Annotated in this window: 17 protein-coding genes and 1 tRNA gene; 9 read left to right on the top strand and 9 right to left on the bottom strand. The window is 43.2% G+C overall.

The genetic code is table 11. The annotated features are described in order from the left end of the window. The first annotated feature begins 202 nt into the window (after positions 1-202). On the top strand, positions 203-1,327 hold the full coding sequence (dnaN, locus tag DK188_RS14490; protein ID WP_111671552.1) for a DNA polymerase III subunit beta: 1,125 nt from the start codon (positions 203-205) through the stop codon (positions 1,325-1,327). 145 nt (positions 1,328-1,472) lie between these two features. Here dnaN and DK188_RS21810 read toward each other — a convergent pair whose 3' ends face one another. The 4 genes from DK188_RS21810 to DK188_RS14470 all read right to left on the bottom strand — a co-directional run bounded on the left by DK188_RS21810 (position 1,473) and on the right by DK188_RS14470 (position 6,287). Next, on the bottom strand, positions 1,473-3,404 hold the full coding sequence (locus DK188_RS21810) for an OmpA family protein (RefSeq protein WP_111671551.1): 1,932 nt from the start codon (positions 3,402-3,404) through the stop codon (positions 1,473-1,475). Positions 3,405-3,441: 37 nt separating this feature from the next. Next, entirely contained in the window at positions 3,442-3,930 is a 489-nt protein-coding gene (locus DK188_RS14480; RefSeq protein ID WP_111671550.1) for a hypothetical protein, read from the bottom strand. A 76-nt stretch (positions 3,931-4,006) separates the two neighbouring features. Further along, positions 4,007-4,798 carry a (Fe-S)-binding protein gene (locus DK188_RS14475; RefSeq protein WP_111671549.1) on the bottom strand — a complete coding sequence of 264 codons (792 nt, stop codon included), beginning with the start codon at positions 4,796-4,798 and terminating at the stop codon, positions 4,007-4,009. Positions 4,799-4,952: 154 nt separating this feature from the next. Further along, positions 4,953-6,287, bottom strand: coding sequence for a 4Fe-4S dicluster domain-containing protein (locus DK188_RS14470; protein WP_111671548.1), 1,335 nt, complete (start codon positions 6,285-6,287; stop codon positions 4,953-4,955). Between the two features lie 102 nt (positions 6,288-6,389). Between DK188_RS14470 and DK188_RS14465 the strand changes: the two genes are divergently transcribed. From DK188_RS14465 to DK188_RS14440, 6 genes are all read left to right on the top strand, one after another. Continuing rightward, positions 6,390-6,462 (top strand) — tRNA-Phe (locus tag DK188_RS14465). A gap of 279 nt (positions 6,463-6,741) precedes the next feature. Beyond that, complete coding sequence (locus DK188_RS14460) at positions 6,742-7,236, top strand: RNA polymerase sigma factor (protein ID WP_111671547.1); 495 nt, start codon at positions 6,742-6,744, stop codon at positions 7,234-7,236. Next, a complete protein-coding gene (locus tag DK188_RS14455; RefSeq protein WP_111671546.1) occupies positions 7,233-7,667 on the top strand; it encodes a hypothetical protein in 435 nt (144 codons plus the stop codon). Before DK188_RS14460 ends, DK188_RS14455 begins: the two co-directional genes overlap by 4 nt. Continuing rightward, positions 7,664-8,200, top strand: coding sequence for a DUF4252 domain-containing protein (locus DK188_RS14450; RefSeq protein ID WP_111671545.1), 537 nt, complete (start codon positions 7,664-7,666; stop codon positions 8,198-8,200). Before DK188_RS14455 ends, DK188_RS14450 begins: the two co-directional genes overlap by 4 nt. 30 nt (positions 8,201-8,230) lie before the next feature. Beyond that, a complete protein-coding gene (locus tag DK188_RS14445; protein WP_111671544.1) occupies positions 8,231-8,710 on the top strand; it encodes a DUF4252 domain-containing protein in 480 nt (159 codons plus the stop codon). Between the two features lie 511 nt (positions 8,711-9,221). Next, on the top strand, positions 9,222-9,791 hold the full coding sequence (locus DK188_RS14440) for a hypothetical protein (RefSeq protein WP_157963243.1): 570 nt from the start codon (positions 9,222-9,224) through the stop codon (positions 9,789-9,791). 279 nt (positions 9,792-10,070) lie between these two features. Here the strand turns inward: DK188_RS14440 and DK188_RS14435 are convergent, their stop codons facing one another. Genes DK188_RS14435 through DK188_RS14425 form a run of 3 tightly spaced genes read right to left on the bottom strand, consistent with a single transcriptional unit; the run spans position 10,071 to position 13,960 of the window. After that, positions 10,071-11,417, bottom strand: coding sequence for a dicarboxylate/amino acid:cation symporter (locus tag DK188_RS14435; RefSeq protein ID WP_111671542.1), 1,347 nt, complete (start codon positions 11,415-11,417; stop codon positions 10,071-10,073). Between the two features lie 12 nt (positions 11,418-11,429). Then, positions 11,430-12,515, bottom strand: a complete 1,086-nt coding sequence (gene aroC, locus DK188_RS14430) for a chorismate synthase (protein ID WP_111671541.1) — start codon at positions 12,513-12,515, stop codon at positions 11,430-11,432. After that, entirely contained in the window at positions 12,515-13,960 is a 1,446-nt protein-coding gene (locus DK188_RS14425) for a BatD family protein (protein ID WP_111671540.1), read from the bottom strand. The genes aroC and DK188_RS14425 overlap by 1 nt, the downstream gene beginning before the upstream one ends. A 116-nt stretch (positions 13,961-14,076) precedes the next feature. Here DK188_RS14425 and DK188_RS14420 point away from each other — a divergent pair, with 116 nt between their 5' ends. Beyond that, complete coding sequence (locus DK188_RS14420) at positions 14,077-14,265, top strand: hypothetical protein (protein WP_111671729.1); 189 nt, start codon at positions 14,077-14,079, stop codon at positions 14,263-14,265. Positions 14,266-14,336: 71 nt separating this feature from the next. On the opposite strand, the gene DK188_RS14415 is transcribed toward DK188_RS14420, so the two are convergent. Beyond that, the gene (locus DK188_RS14415) at positions 14,337-15,578 is read right to left on the bottom strand and encodes an ammonium transporter (RefSeq protein ID WP_111671539.1); all 1,242 of its coding nucleotides are present in this window, start codon (positions 15,576-15,578) and stop codon (positions 14,337-14,339) included. Positions 15,579-15,611: 33 nt separating this feature from the next. Further along, positions 15,612-15,950 (bottom strand): P-II family nitrogen regulator, encoded by a 339-nt coding sequence (locus DK188_RS14410; RefSeq protein WP_111671538.1) that lies wholly within the window; start codon positions 15,948-15,950, stop codon positions 15,612-15,614. A gap of 270 nt (positions 15,951-16,220) precedes the next feature. On the opposite strand from DK188_RS14410, the gene DK188_RS14405 reads away from it, so the two are divergent. Beyond that, positions 16,221-17,126, top strand: a complete 906-nt coding sequence (locus tag DK188_RS14405; protein WP_111671537.1) for a nucleotidyltransferase family protein — start codon at positions 16,221-16,223, stop codon at positions 17,124-17,126. The last annotated feature ends 232 nt before the right edge of the window (positions 17,127-17,358 follow it).

The raw sequence follows: 17,358 nt of genomic DNA, 5'->3' as shown, positions 1-17,358 counted from the left end.
TCTAAAAAATAGAAGATAAATTTTCGGGATAAGGTCTTTTCGACCCATCGAATTAGCATTTTATTTATAAATTTACCCCGCTAGATTTAAAAGTAATCCTAAGCCCTCGGATATAAAATCAAGTGTGAGGTAAAAGCTCAAATGAAAATGGGTTTTAGATCATTGAGGATTTTATACCCTTTAAAAGAAAAATTATATTCATATGAAATTTATTGTTTCCTCTTCTGCACTTTTAAAGCAGCTCACTTCCATCAACGGGGTCGTGACCACCAACCCGGTTGTTCCCATCTTGGAAAACTTCCTATTCGAGATCAAAGACTCCGAATTGACGATTACTGCTTCTGACTTGCAGACTTCTATGATGACTCAGCTCCATGTTGAGGCAAAAGAAGATGGAAATATTGCAGTTCCTGCGCGTATCCTGATCGAAACGTTGAAAAACCTACCCGAACAGCCGGTAACTTTCAGCATCGATCACGATACTTACGCCGTAGAAATCAGCTCGGACAACGGCCGATACAGACTTGCAGGTGAGAATGCTACGGATTTTCCAAAAATCCCAACTGTAAACAACGCCACCACTGTGGACATGTCTACAGAAGTCCTTTCATCAGCAATTTCAAACACGATCTTTGCAACAAGCTCTGATGAGCTCAGACCTGCGATGACTGGTGTTTACATCAATTTGAGTGACACCAACACTACGTTTGTCGCCACTGACGGTCACCGATTGATCAGATACCGAAGAGTGGATATTGCTTCGCCAAACAGCGCAAGCTTGATCATTCCGAGAAAAGCACTTAACCTTCTGAAATCGACTTTGCCAGGTGAAAATGTACCTGTAACAGTAGAATTCAACCAATCTAACGCCTACTTCAAGTTTAACAACATCAAAATGATCTGCCGTCTGATCGACGAGCGCTATCCTGATTATGAAAATGTGATTCCGGTGGACAATCCAAACCGAATGAACATCGATCGTCTGGAGCTTTTGGGTTCGCTTCGAAGAATCGCAATCTATGCAAATAAGACCACGCATCAGGTTAGATTGAAATTGACAGGAAGCGAACTGATGATCTCTGCAGAAGACCTTGACTTCTCCAATGAGGCAAATGAGCGTCTTTCTTGTGATCACGAAGGTGAGGACATCGAGATCGGATTCAATGCGAAATTCTTGGTAGAAATGCTCAATAACTTAAGCTGCAAAGAAGTCAGCTTAAGATTTAGCGCTCCAAACAGAGCCGGATTAATCCTACCAGCAGAACAGGATGCAAACGAGGATATCCTGATGCTCGTCATGCCGGTAATGCTCAACAACTACGTATAACCTTAACCAAAACCATAAACTAAAGTCCGGGTCGTTGATTCGGACTTTTTTTGTGTCTTAAAGGGAAAAGCGTCCATCTTAAACCGAAAAAGCCTGTCTCGAATAAATCAAGACAGGCTTTTTTGCTATTTCTAAATCAGGAAGCTCAATCCTCCCGAATCTCGATCACTTTAAACTCGGTACGTCTGTTGACCTGATGCTCTTCCTCGGTTTGTGCGTCTTTGATGATCAATTGACTTTCTCCATATCCTTTTGCCACCAATCGATCGGCTGCGATACCTTTGGAGACAATGTAATCCACTGCGGATTGAGCTCTTCGTTGGGATAGGTCTTGATTATACGAATCACTGGACCTGGAATCTGTATGTGAACTCAGTTCGATGCGAATCGCAGGGTTATCGGCCAAAATCTTCACCAATTTATCCAATTCAACTGCAGCATCTGCACGGATCTCAGCCTTATCCAAATCGTAGTAGATATTCTCAAGTACAATCGATTTTTCTAAAATCAATTGATCCAATACAATGGTGGTATCCAAGGTGACATTGGTTACTTCCTGGATCAAGGTAGCAGGATCAGGAGTTTTCCCCTTAGTGGTGTAAGGTATGGACTTGGAGAAATAGCCTCCTTTGGATGCGATGATCGTGTAATCCGAATCAGGTGTCATTGTGAATCTCACGCGACCGTTGGTATTGGAGAAATCTCCGCCCTGTTGCTTGTTATCAGATCCGTAAAGCACCACACGAGTCTGCGGCAAAACTGCTTCTGACCCGTCGCCTTTCGCTTCTTTTGTGTAGACGTTAAGCAATACATTGACGATTTTTGGCTTAGGAGTTTTGTCTTCAAAGAAGTAGATGTCATCGTCCCCAACTCCACCTTCACGGTTGGAAGAGATAAATCCGGCCTTTGGATATTCAGTAAAGAAAATTCCGAAATCATCGTCTTTACTATTAAAATTTTCGCCAAGGTTTCGGATCACTTGATTGCCTGATTCGTCTTTTTCAGCTACAAACAAATCTAATTTCCCATATCCCGGATGGCCATCAGAGGAGAAAAAGAACTTGCCATCAGGAGTCATTCTGGGAAACATTTCATTTCCTGGGGTATTGATTGTCGGGCCTAGATTTACCGCATTTCCGAAATCACTGTTGGCTAGTCGAGTTGCTTTCCAAATGTCAATTCCTCCATAACCTCCTGGTCTGTTGGATGCGAAATAAAGCTCATCTCCATCTGGACTAAAGGCCGGTGTGGAATTCCACCAAGTCTCATCTTCATTGACCGGCATCCAGATAGGCTGCGTAAAACCTGCACCTCTGAAATAAGAGGCAAACAATGTTGTCTCCGGGTAATCTTTTGGTGAAGTCGAATTTCCTCGGGAATAAATGATGGTGTTTCCATCCGGACTGATAGCAATGGAACCTTGATTTAGGCCTTCCTCATTTCGAAATTCTGGTAATGGTTGGACTGCTCCCACATCCACTTTTAGCCCATCAGCTCTTGCACGAAAAAGCTTTAAATACGGTGTGCCAGTCGCGGGATAAATACTAGCCTGCCTACCTGAAGTAAAGTAAAGAAAGTCCTCACTCAATACTGGGGAAAAATCAGCCCCGGGCGTATTCAATTCTTTGTAATTGACCAAAACATGGTTGGGCCAATAATCTTCAATTCCTTCGGCCAGTTTGATGGCTTCAATTTCCCGCTGATTTCTTGCCAAAAGTGCTTCATCAGAAGTATAGGCCTTTGCTTTCTCAAAGGCTTCCTTGGCTTCCACATTTTTTTGCTGGGCTTTTAGACTTTGTCCCAAAAAGAAGTAGTTGTTGAAACTTGGCTCCTTCTCAACTAACTGCCGGTAGTATGGAGCTGATTTTTCAATTCTATTAGAAAGTCTATAACTCTCGGCGATCACCTGATTTGCCTCAAGGTTAGAAGAGTCTTGATCTAAAATCTGAGAAAAGGTATTGATCGCATACTGATATTGTCCCGAGAGGAACTGATCATTCCCTTTTTCCTGAAGGCTCTTGCAGCTTGTGAAGGCTAAAAGAACCAAAGTACAAATCCATAAAAAATACTTGTTCATCGATAAGTGATTGTCGGTCAATGCTGAATATTACTAATTAATTTGGAAAATACTTGTTAAGCCAACTATTTCGGACGGGCTGCCAGAGATTTTGAAGATCGGCTTTGACTCGGATCATCGGGTTTATCACTTCAGTCTCCTGATCTATTTGACCTGATGTTACCTTGGATTTCACTCCCAAAGCCGCGATCACTTGCAGCTCTCCAGTTGGTCTCTTCAGGCTAATTTTACCTTGATCAGTCAGATTGATGTTCAATTGGCTTTCCAACTCACGAAGAGTTCGGACGGAACTATCAATCGAACAACCACTTGCGCCAAGATTACTTTCATCGACTGCCAAAATCAAAATCTGCTCATCGACTATTTCAAAGGATGTCGGCATCAGATTTCCGTGGGTATTCCAGCTTTCGCAAAAACTCCTCATTCGATTGCGGATCAGTTTCTCGTCTGATTCAGAAAGTTTTTGGTCTGCCTGATATACCCAAACCCGGGAATAATCTGGCATTTGATCAAAAGGAAGGTACATACGGATTGTTTTAAACACAAATAAAAACCCTTTCTGCATAACGGCAAAAAGGGTTCAATTGATTCAAATTTGGAAATTATATCCCCATGTCTTTGGCGATCATTTCCGCCAAATCATATACTTTGACATCGGCTTCGCGATTTTGATTTTTCACTCCATCAGTCATCATGGTCAGGCAAAATGGGCAGCCTACTGCAATCGCACTTGCACCTGTTGCTAAAGCTTCTTCAGTTCGCTCGATATTGATGTCTTTTTTGCCCGGCTCAGGCTCTTTGAACATTTGAGCCCCACCGGCGCCACAGCAAAGTCCTTTGGTCTTGCAACGTTTCATCTCTACCAACTCTACATCCAAGGCTTTGATTACCTCACGGGGAGCTTCATAGACATTATTTGCCCTACCGAGGTAGCAGGAATCGTGAAACGTGATCTTTTTCCCCTTGAACTCCCCACCACCTTGAAGGCGGACTTTACCTTCATTGATCAGTTGCTGGAGAAATTGAGAGTGGTGAATCACTTCATAGTTTCCTCCCAAAGCAGGATATTCATTTTTGATGGTATTGAAGCAATGTGGACAGGCGGTTACGACCTTTTTCACTTCGTAGGCGTTCATCACCTGAATGTTTGCGACCGCCTGCATTTGGAAAAGGAATTCGTTTCCTGCTCTTCTTGCTGGATCTCCGGTGCAGGCTTCTTCTGGACCAAGTACTGCGAAACTCACACCTACTTTATTCAATATTTTCACAAAGGCCTGGGTTACGGCTTTGTATCGCTCGTCAAAAGAACCAGCGCAACCCACCCAAAAAAGCACTTCAGGAGCTTGGCTGTTTGCGGCCATTTCGGCCATAGTTGGGACTTTATATGTAGACATCTTGGGATTTTTAATTTAAGAATTACGATTTACGAGGGCTTTATCAGAGTTGAAGTCATTTTACTTTTTGAACTCGACACTTTTTAACTGCTCGTTCTAAACTTAATTTTAATTACGACTATTCAGCCAAAATCAATTGAAAACTGAATACTGATTACTGATCACTCTCCTCCTTGACCTTTTCCGCCCAGTTGAAGCGATCAGTTGGACTAAATTTCCATGGAGAAAAGCTTGTTTCCATATTTTGGAACATCGCATTCCACTGCGCAGGCGTACCGGATTCTTCCATGGCGACGTAGCGACGCATCTGAAGAATGATGGACAAAGGATCGATATTCACCGGACAAGCTTCTACACAAGCGTTGCAGCTGGTGCAGGCATTGAGCTCTTCTTTGGTGATATAATCGCCAAGAAGCGACTTTCCATCTTCGAAACCAGGTCCTCCAGTATCCAGACTTTTTCCGACTTCTTCGGCCCTATCTCGCACATCCATCATGATCTTACGTGGTGAAAGCTTCTTTCCGGTCAAGTTTGCAGGACATTCAGCGGTACAGCGACCACATTCGGTACAGGAATAGGCATTCAAGACATTGATCCAGCTGAGGTCATTGACATCTTTGGCCCCGAATCGACCGATTTCAGCTGGAGGTTCGGCGGGATTTTCCACTGGGATTCCCAGCATCATATTTACCTCATTGGTCACTTCAGGCATATTTTGCATTTCTCCTTTGGCCTTGAGATTGGAATACCAAGTATTGGGGAAAGCTAAAAAGATATGCAAATGCTTGGAATAAGTCACATAAATAGCAAAAGCTAAAATACCAACAATGTGAAACCACCAAGCAAATCGCTCAACAAGGATCAAAGCTCCGTCTGATAAACCTTGGAAAATCGGCTGAATCAAGCTGCTGAAAAATAGCGTTCCCAATGCTAAATAATGCTCGTCTCCCCTTGCAGCCAAAAGCTGATCTGTTGCATTCATGGTCAGGATAGCAAACATCAAAATGATCTCGATCACCAAAATCAAATTCGCATCAAGACCCGGCCAGCCTTTCAGCTCAGGCTTGGTGAACCGTTCGACCTTCATGACATTTCTACGAATCAAGAATGCCACACAGGAAACCAGCACTGCCACTGCCAAAAACTCAAACATATTGATTGCGGTGGTATATAACCCACCTAGGAAGGGAGCAAATAAGCGATGTGTACCCAGTATCCCGTCCAAAACAAATTCCAGTACTTCCAGATTGATCACCAAAAAACCCACATAGATCAATAAGTGGAGAAAAGCGGGAATTGGACGGGCAAACATTTTTTGCTGGCCGAATGCCACCAGTGTCATGGTCTTCCAGCGGATTTCGGGTTGGTCATTTCTAGCTTCCTTTTTCCCCAAAAGGATATTCCTTCGTAGGAATTTGATCCTTTTACTCAAGATATACCCCGCAGCGCCTAAAATAAGGACAAATACGAGTTGCGGTAAAATGCTCATAGTGATCAGATTAGCTTGTTTTTCGTTTATTTGGGTTTATTTTTTCTAAAAAGCGTTTGTATCAAAAGGTCAAATTTCTACCTTTGCATCACTTTACGAGTCGGTGATATAGCTCAGTTGGTAGAGCATCGGACTGAAAATCCGTGAGTCGGTGGTTCGAGTCCACTTATCACCACCCTCCCGATCCTCACGGATCGGGATTTTTTTTGCCCTTTTCTCAGAACTTCCTCGATAAAATGCCGGAATAATCATCCATGCAAAATATAAAATAGTCTGCATGCATACTATCTTGAAAAGAAATTTATACTGAATCTATGCAAGTACTGGTCAAGTTTTGACTGGAATCATTACCTCAACTCTTTGGTTTGCGATCAGTTTTCAGCTTCTAAAATAAAATCTTCATTTTTTTAACTGAGCTTGTAACTTTTCTGCTCCAACTGCATCACCTTCTTAAATGAATTCATTTTTCGAGACGCATATCTGGCCAATGCGAGGCAAGCTATTTCGGCTGGTCTTTCTTTGGATCAAGGATCGATCCTTGGCCGAGGATGTATTGCAGAATGTCTTCGAAAAATCAGTGGAGCGTCAGAAGGAACTCCAGTCTCACCCCAATCTCACGGGATGGATGATCAAAAGCCTCAAAAATGAAGTGCTAATGCATCATCGGAAAAATCACCGCTTGGATGGGCTGGAGGAAATGAATGAGCTAGTGACCGAAGCTTCAAGTGAGCTGGAATCGAACGAATCACAGCGGATCATCTTCGGTTTGGTAGCCAATCTTCCAGAAAAGCAACGGGAGATCTTTCATCTCAGGGAAGTGGAGGAAATGAGCTACGAGGAAATTTCCACACAAATGGAAATCAGTCTGGAGCAGGTCAAGGTGAATCTGCACCGGGCCAGAAAAACGCTGCGCGAAAAATTAATCAACCAAGGTATTACCAGATCATGACACGTATCGAAGAACTGTTGGAGAAATATTGGGCAGCTGAAACTTCCCAAAGTGAGGAAATTGAGCTTCGGAAATTGATCCTAGAATCCGAAGGGTATCAAAAGGAAAAGAATCTCTTCAAAGCTCTGAATCAATTCAAAGCTGAAGAGCCGAAAAGTTTGAAGCTGCCAAACACCCAAACAAGAAAGTTAAATACCTCTTGGATCAGTTGGGCGGCATCAGTCACGATTCTGGCAGGAAGTTTTTGGGGATGGAGAGTTTATGAGCAAAATCAAGCAGAACGAGCAGCATATGAAGAAGTTATGCAAGCATTTTCTTTGATCCAATCCAATATTTCCAAGGGCCAGGACCAGTTGATGCCTTTGAATGATCTAAAATACTTAAACACACCCAACCAGCTGTTTCAGCTGGAAGAACCAAATTCAAAATGAAAAAAACAACCATACTGATCTTATTCCTACTGGGAATCACCTGGTCTGCCTCAGCCCAAGACGATGCGATCCAGACTTTCTTCAGCAAATACATGGAAGACGACCGCTTCTCCAGAGTCTACATTTCACCCAAAATGATGCAGATGGCTGGAGGCTTTCTGAAAAATAATGCAGACGGAGATCTAGAAGCTCAGGAACTTGGGTCATTGATCTCCAAAGTAAAAGGAATTAGAATCCTGTCGTCGGATGAAGTCGATGGAATGACTTTATATAAAGAAGCGATGTCCACCCTCAACCGAAACCTGTACGAGGAGCTGATGGACGTCCAAGAAAAAGGCAGCAGTGTGAAATTTATGGTCCGTGAAGAAGGCGGCCTGATCCGTGAACTGATGATGATCACCGGCGAATCCAAAAGTTTCACCATACTCTCCATGCTTGGCGCCTTTACCTACGATGATCTGAATATGCTGGCTGAAAAAACCAACATCCCCGGCATGGATCAATATGGAAAGGGAAGCAAAGGACCAAAATAACATTCATCTAAAACTAAACCACCTGTACAAATGAAAAAACTCATCTTCATCCTAAGCCTTTGCGCATGCACAATTGCTGCAAACGCACAGAGCAAAAGTGTCGCCGCACTCAAAGACAAGTACAAATCGAATGACGATTTCTTCCAACTCGAATTAGGGGGGAACTTTATGAATTTTGCCGAAGGCTTCAAGATTGATATCGACGAAAACGATATGGCAACTGTGGCCAAATCAATCGAAAAATTGAATTTCTTCACGCTACCAAATGGCTCCGAAGGAATGGCGGAATTTAAAGCCCTGCAAAAAGGGCTTGATCGGGAACGCTATGACCTATTGATGGAAAGCTCAAAAGGTAAAAGCGGAGTACTCGTATTTTCTAAAGGATCCAATTTGATATCAGATGTAGTCATATTGGTAGGTGACGAAAAAGATGGGAATCTTATGGTCATCGAACTCAAGGGGAAATTCACCCAAGAGGCGATTTCGAAGGTCACTAAAAACAGTATTTGATTGAAGATTTAAACCGGATTTTGAAATTTTTGCACCTATGCCCGAGAAATTCGGGCATTTTTTTGTTTGATAAATATCAAGAAGTGAAAAAATTGATTCTTATACAATCGATTGCGAAAGCATGAATTTCATGATTGATGTACCAACATTTGTGAATTATTTTTACCTATTTCAGAATTATATTCTGTTTTAGCCTGATTTTACCCTATTAATTGAGTTTCGCAATCGTTAGCGGGAGTAATTTATGTTATTTTCAATATTATAGACTTTTTATTAACGATTCAGAAATATTTTTATTATTTCATTGAAACATTTGTAATTAACTGTCCGTTAGCTATCTTTGTCATGTAATTCGAATTGCATCGAAGACCCTGTAACCCAAAATCGCCCCCTGATAGAAACAGTCTATCCAGAGGTTACATCAAATCAAGAACCTATCAAAAACAGAAGTAACCGATTCCTTATATCGAGGATCGAATCAATTGTTAACCTATTTAAACCAACTAGTAAAATGAGAAAATTATTCACTATGCTTTTTGTTGCGGGGATCGCAACAGGAGCCTTCGCTTACAATGATGAGAAGTCTGTAGAAATCAGACAAACAGAAGCAGCAAAAGTAATGGTAGCTGTCAATGATGCTCCTAACGGAACATTGACTGTAAAAATCACAGATTCTGAAAACCGACTGGTTTTGCGCGACAGAATTACAAAGAATGAGGCGTTTGCAAAAAGATATGACCTTAACGCCCTGCCTGTAGGAGACTATTCTGTAGAAGTATCTGATGCCAATGGCACGTTGAGAACTGCAACTTTCAACACAGAAGTGGTAGTAAAACCTTTGGTATACTCTCGAGTGACTGCAATGGGAGACAATCAGTATAGACTACTGGTATCTAACCTCAAGTCTAAAGAAGTAACAGTACAGATCTATGACGGAGACAAATTGATCCACACTGAAATGATCGATAATCCTCAGGGCCTTCATAAAATCTATACTATCGACAATCCTGGCACTCCAGAAGGAATCAGCTTCAAGGTAACCACAGCAAGCGGATTTGAAGCTTATGTGGCTGCCCGTTAACTAAACCAACTTATCAGTCAAAACCCCAGTTGAGTCTCCTCAGCTGGGGTTTCTTTTTTGTGTATCCAATCTTCGGACGTCTTTATCAGACATCACTTGCGATCACCTGATGGGTTTTAAAAAAATTAGAAATCCGAACACCTTCATTTGTTCGGGATTTGCCTCATGAGGTTGGATCAGAGATTCAAAAAGGTAATTCCTTAAACTCAAGACAGCAAAAAGCCTCCAAAATTCAACTTCTTTGGAGGCCTTTCGAATCAGTTTCTGAGTTTTACATGATCAGGATTCTTCCTGGACACTTTCATCAGCGGTAAAAGGATTGCTCTTTCGGATCAATCCATCTGGCAATTCCCCTTCTGTACTTGCTACAACAGTAGTCACCACAGCATCTCCGGTCACATTGACTACCGTTCTAAACATATCAAGAATCCGGTCAGGCGCTATGATGAGTGCTATACCGGCCGCAGGCACGTTGATAGATTCCAAAACGATGATCAGCATAATCAACCCTGCACCAGGAACACCCGCAGATCCAATGGAGGCCAAAGTTGCCGTAAGCACTATCATCAGCTGCTGCGTCCAAGTCAAATCCATCCCCAGTGCCTGTGCAATGAAAACTGCCGCCACACCCTGATAAAGACTGGTTCCGTCCATATTGATCGTAGCTCCCAGCGGAAGCACAAAACTTGAGACTTCTTCCGACACTCCCAACTCTTCTTCTACCTGCTTCATAGTCACTGGAAGTGTAGCAGAGCTAGAACTTGTGGAAAAGGCTAGCAGCTGCGCTGGTCGGATAGCTTTGAAAAAATCCAGGTATTTCACCCGGGTGAATGCTATCAAAATCAAAGGATACACCAAAAATACCATAACAAATAAACCTCCCAACACCACCAAACTGTATTTCAGAAGTGCCATGAGTAGCTGGAGCGCAGAATCTGGATTATCTCCAGCAATCTCAACGATCAAGGAAGCCATCAAGGCAAAGACACCATAAGGCGCTATCATCATGATATAATTCACGATCTGAATGATCACGTCATTAAACCCATCGAAAAAAGCAATCACCGGACTCCCTTTTGCTTTCGGAATCTGGAGTAGTGCAATCCCCACAATGATGGCAAAGAAGACCACCTGAAGCATGGCTCCGTTGTCAGTCGTAGCTAAGAAGAAATTTTGTGGCACAATGTCAACCACCGGCTGCAAAGGGCTTTGGTTTTGAAGCGCTGCCGCCACTCCAGCTTTGGAGCCTGCATCACCTTCATATAAGGCCAAGAGGCTTTCTCGGGTCTCCACCGGTAGGCTTTTTCCGGGCTGAAAAAGATTCACTAAAACAAGGCCTATCGTAATGGCCAAAACAGTGGTAACGAGGTAGGTTCCGATGGTTTTCCCCCCGATACGGCTTAGCTTGGATATATCACCCAGGTTAGAAACCCCAACAATCAAGGATGCCATCACCAGCGGCACCGCGATCATTTTCAAAGCATTGATGAAAATAGTCCCTATAGGCTTGATGTAGTCCAGGGTAAAGGAATTGGGGATGGATGTTTTGATGACAACCAATCCGAAGATCAAACCCAGAACCAATCCGGCGATGATTTTTGTATGTAAAGGTATTTTTTTCCGCATGTAGGCAGGATTTTAAATATCTGCGAGTTTATTGCTTTTTGCCAACAAAAGATAATCGGCTATGACCAAGGCAGCCATTGCTTCCACTATCGGGACTGCCCGAGGGACGACACAGGGATCATGCCGACCTTTTCCACTGACAGTGACTGCCTCTCCTGCCTCATTTAATGACTCTTGATCTTGCATAATCGTCGCCACAGGTTTGAACGCCACTCTGAAATAAATGTCAGCTCCGTTGCTTATTCCTCCTTGGATTCCTCCGGAGTGGTTGGTGAGGGTTTGGACTTTTCCACCTTCGTTTACAAAAGTATCGTTGTGCTCAGAGCCTCTCATCTTTACTCCGTCAAATCCACTCCCGTATTCGAAGCCTTTCACAGCATTAATACTGAGCATCGCTTTTCCCAGTTCTGCGTGAAGCCGATCAAAAACTGGCTCACCGAGACCCGGAGGGGTGTTTTTGATCACACAAGTCACCACTCCTCCTATGGTATCCCGATCCAGTCGGACAGTATCTATGAGTGAAATCATTCTTTCGGCTAGCTCAGGATCGGGGCATCGGACGATATTTTCCTCAGCTACTTCCAAATTGAATTTGGAGTAGTCCGGATCCAAAGTGAGCTCGCCTACTTGAGACACAAATGCCTGTATGCTGATTCCCTTGGTGTCCAGAAATTGCTTTGCAATAGAACCTCCTGCCACCCGGGCAGCCGTTTCCCGTGCACTTGATCGTCCGCCTCCACGGTAATCTCTGATCCCATATTTTTCAAAATAGGTATAATCAGCATGCGAGGGACGAAATTTGTCAGCAATATGGGAATAGTCTTTACTCTTCTGGTCGGAGTTCTGAATGACTATCCCAATGGGCGTTCCCGTCGTTTTACCTTCGAATACCCCAGAAAGGATTTCAAATTCGTCCTCCTCTTTGCGCTGTGTGGTGATTTTGGATTGACCGGGCTTGCGGCGTTGCATTTCCAGCCGAATTTTATCCTCATCCAAGGTTAATCCAGCTGGACAACCCTCCACAATAGCACCTAAAGCCTTTCCGTGTGACTCACCAAACGTGGTGATCCTGAAAAGCTTTCCAAATGAATTTCCCATTATTTTTTCTTGATTATCAAAACCGCGAGTAGGGCTACTGCTCCGAGCAGAAGCAGATTAATTACGGTCGTAAAGTAGTATTTATATTGCTCGTTTGAAAACTGGTTGCTCTCGGTGTCGATCCGGTCGTAAATACCGCCTAATCGCTGACCAGAAAGCGCCTGATTTACTTTGCTCTCTCCGGTGACAACCACCTTGGCCGAAGGAGATAGCGTATCATAAACGGCTCTTACCGGATCAAAATAGATCCACTGAAAGTAATCATCCAATTCATAATCTCCAGCTTCATTGATGGTGATGTAGTAATTGAACTCTTTAATTCCGGAGACTCGACCATACCCTCGGTTGATCTGTTGCCGGATATTTGGATCAAATGTATTCAGATTGGCACCAGCCATACGTTTAGGAGGAGAGACAGCATTGATATTTCCCACACCATTTACCCCGAAATTATATTCAAAACCTTGACCCGTCTCAACTTCCAGATTGCTAATGTTTTCTCTAAGTTGGAATACTCCTACACTGACTTCATTTTTCAGTGGGTGTGGTGGAAGCGGCTTTACGGTGATCGTTTGTGGGTTGGAATAGAAAGTTTTGAAATCTTCTTGTCGATTGGCGCCAAAGAACGATGGATTCTTCGCCACGCGGTATTTAATCATCTCCCAGGGGACACGGGGAAGTTCGATAGTACCTTCTGAGAAGGGGAAAAATGAAGCCTCGTAGACTTTGTAGCGCATCCACTTTTTCCCATTAATGGTTACCACTTCCGGCTCAATATTGGTAATGTTGAAATTCTCCTCCCAGACACTCCCTGGTTTTAATTTCTTCAGAATGGCATCCAATTGCCTTCCTGGCTCATAAAATTGAAATGGAGCCTGATTCTGCTCCGACATGTAAAAGGCCACGTTCATATTGAACCCCTCACCTGCAAAAATTTCCTTTTTGTCTACAGAGACCGAAAAAAACGCATCGTCCTCCAGTTCAATGTATTCGGGCTCTTCAGTCACCCTACCGAAAAAATCATTGAATGGATCTGACTGATTGCCCCCAAATCCCTGTGTACTGACTGGTTCGGTGACGGTGATCCGCTTCCCGGGTGAATCGAACGATTGCCCATTGATCAAAACGGAAAATGCTCCAAGAGTAAACTGCCCCTTTCGGCTCGGTTTATAATACTGGATAATGCTATTGGAGCTGCTCATCTGTCCATTGATAATATTCATTGACGAAGACTGGGAGATCCCCTGCTTCTGAAAACCTGGAATTTCAGGGAACTGCTCGTAGGATTTGATCTTATCGTTGGATAGGGTGACTTTGATGGTAAAAGTCTCATTGAGCCCAATTTCGTCCGGTCCCAAATCGATCTGAACTTCCTGAGCCTGTGAAAAATTCACAAGCAAAAAAGAAAGATATACGAAAGCGAGCTGGATTACCGTTTTGAACATGGATGCGAAAATAGGGATTATTCTAAACTTCGAACTTTCAAAAATAACGTAACAACATTGGAAATGCCCTCGTATCGTACCTTAAAATCAGTTAATAAACCCAAATGAAGACAGCCATGCTAGAATATGTGAAGACCATTTTGCAGAAAGTCAGCTTCAACGCCTATTTGTTTGAGCGGGAATTGAAAAAAGGGATGAGATATTTGATGCCTACTGAGCTAGAGGAGTTTAAAGATTGGTGTTATGCCACTTTTGGGCTGAGCCACCAGCCCATACTCAACCGTTATTTTAGACCAGCTTATTAATACTTCACAAATGAAGAAAGCCCCGAGGATTTTACGCTTCGGGGCTTTTTGGTTGATTTGTTTGGCTGTTTTTAATCTTTTGTCATAAAATCCGGATAGGCACGCATGCTGTGCTCATTGATATCCAGTCCTTCGACTTCTTCTTTTTCATCGACACGGATTCCGATGGTCTTTTTCAGGGTAAAGAAAATAAGCCATGCTGCTCCAAAGCAGAATACCCCAGTTGCTCCGATTCCTATCAATTGAGAAATAACTTGATTCATTCCAGCCAAGTCTCCGAAAAGACCGACTGCAAGTGTGCCCCAAATCCCGCCAATCAAGTGAACTGAAATAGCACCGACTGGATCATCGATTTTTATTTTGTCAAACAGCACCACACCAAAAACCACTAATCCTCCACCAACAAATCCGATAATCACCGAATCCAAAACGCCCATCTGATCCGCACCTGCGGTGATTCCTACCAATCCGGCAAGAATACCATTGAGCACCATAGTGATGTCATAGGTTTTGAATTTGAAGTAGGAAACGATCAACGCACCAAATGCGCCTGCCGCTGCGGCAAGCGAAGTAGTCACAAAAACCTTGGAAACGATACCCGGAGCAGCGCTTAAGACTGATCCACCATTGAAACCAAACCAGCCAAACCAAAGCAAAAATACGCCGATTGTAGCCATAGGAATATTATGTCCTGGGATTGCCTTCATGCCCTGTGCGGTGTATTTGCCAATTCTTGGCCCCAAAAGGTACGCCCCTACCAATGCTCCCCAGCCGCCCACAGAGTGAACGATCGTCGAGCCTGCAAAGTCATAGAAAGGTGTCTCAAGGGTATTGAGGAATCCTCCACCCCACTTCCACATGCCCACTATCGGATAAATGAAGGCGACATAGAGTATGGAAAACGTAATAAATGGCCCCAATTTCACTCGCTCAGCTACCGCACCCGAGACAATAGTTGCCGCAGTAGCTGCAAACATGGCCTGGAAGATAAAATCAGTGAAATAGGTGTATCCTGCATTGTAGTTACTGGAATCCCAGCCCTCAGGCAAGCTGAGTCCAAACCCCGCAAATCCGAAGAAACTTCCAGCAAAATCAGCTCCAGGGTACATCAAATTAAAACCTACTAAAGCATAGGTCAAAAGCCCGATTCCCGGAATGATGGTGTTTTTAAAGAGAATATTGACCGTGTTTTTGGAGCGGGTAAGTCCCGCCTCCAGCGTGGCAAAGCCAAGGTGCATGATGAAAACCAAAATGGTGGCAATCATCATCCAAAGATTATTGACCGTAAATAGGTCTTGAACAGGTTCTTGCATAAGGTCTAAATAGGTGTGGTTTTTAATAGGTAATTAAAGTGCAGCTTCTCCGGTATCGCTGTTTCGGATCCGGTAAGCTTCTTTGACATCGTAGACAAAGATTTTTCCGTCACCAATCTCTCCGGTTTTCCCTTCAGAGAGGATGCAATTGATGACGCCCTCGGCCAGATCGTCTGGAACAACGATCTCTAACTTGGTGCGGGGGATGTAGGCTGGCTCATAAGACACACCCCGGTACATTTCCTGGCGGGCATGCTCAAACCCCATCCCTTTGATCTCATAGAAAGAGAGAAATTTGACCCCGAGCTTGGATACACAAGTGTGGATTTGGTCAAAGCGAGAAGTTCTAATGATCGCTTCTATTTTTTTCATATTTCACAATAGGTTTAAGGATTCCTTGAAATTATGGCATGAAAGTAAGAGAAAAATTGATCTTTCTCTGATTGAAGTGCAAAAAAAGACCACTTTTAATCGAAAAAGATGCTGAAAATTAAAAAAGAGACATTTTTTAAATCCTACTTCATAAAATCAATAGGGTAATCTCTAGGATTCAGTGTTTTTTAAAACCGGCGAACTTCAACTATCCCGATTTGGCTACCCAGTAATAAAACTTAATTTTGCCAGCGTTTTTAAAATGGAATTATGACTAACAAACCAACTCTTTTGGTATTGGCTGCCGGAATGGGAAGCCGATACGGAGGAAACAAACAAATAGACGGATTTGGCCCAAGCGGCGAGACCATTCTGGAATACTCTATTTTTGACGCCATCCGGGCTGGATTTGGCAAAGTGGTATTCATCGTTCGGGATGAAATTCTTGAGATTGCCAAAGAAAAATTCCTTCCCAAGCTGGAAGGTAAAATCGAAGTGGATTGGGTGATTCAGTCACTTGAGAGCTTTGTACCAGCGGAACTGAAGCAGGCAGATCGAGTGAAGCCTTTCGGGACAGCACATGCTGTACTTTGTGCAAAGGATGCGATCAAAGAACCTTTCGCAGTAATCAATGCGGATGATTTTTATGGAAAAGAGGCATTTGAAGTATTAGGTAAATTCCTTTCCTCAGAAGTTAGACCTGACCTCCATGCAATGGTAGGCTATGCGATTCAAAACGTACTTTCTGAAAATGGCACCGTCAGCCGTGGAGTCTGCGAAACGAATGAGAAAGGTCAACTAACCGGGATGACTGAGCGCACATCCATCGCCAGAGAAGGTGACAAAATCCTAAGCAAAGGTGAAAATGAAGTGCTTGAAATTGCAGAAAATACCCCCGTGAGCATGAATTTCTGGGGTTTTCACCAAGATGTATTCGCTGATATTGAGAAGATGTGGAATGAGTTTTTGCCCGCAAACTTGACTAATCTGAAATCTGAATTCTATATCCCAACTGTGGCCAATAACCTGATCAAGGCTGGAGATGCTGCTTTTGAAATCTTACCCGGTGGAAAAGTTTGGTTTGGAGTGACCTACACGGAAGACCGACCTGTGGTGATCGAGTCACTGAAAAAGCTGCACGAGGCAGGTGATTATCCTGCTGATTTGTGGAAATAATGAAAGAGGCTTCGGCCTCTTTTTTTTTTGGAACAGCAACCATCCAAGGGTTCTAAATCCCTTGGTGAGTTTTCTAATTTTAGAATTCCATTTTTAGGTAAAGGAAATTAAGCCTTGGGATAATTTGAAAGCTTAATGAAAAACAAAAGATTCCTGCAGATGTGCTGATCAGCGAATACTGAAAAAGTCAATTTTGACTCTATTTTTTTCAAAAACCACTAAAAAATACCCT

The organism is Algoriphagus litoralis (genome assembly GCF_003259255.1).
In the GTDB taxonomy this organism is placed as follows: domain Bacteria; phylum Bacteroidota; class Bacteroidia; order Cytophagales; family Cyclobacteriaceae; genus Algoriphagus; species Algoriphagus litoralis.
The sequence above is the reverse complement of the archived record's forward strand: the minus strand, read 5'-3'. Positions and strand labels throughout refer to the sequence as shown.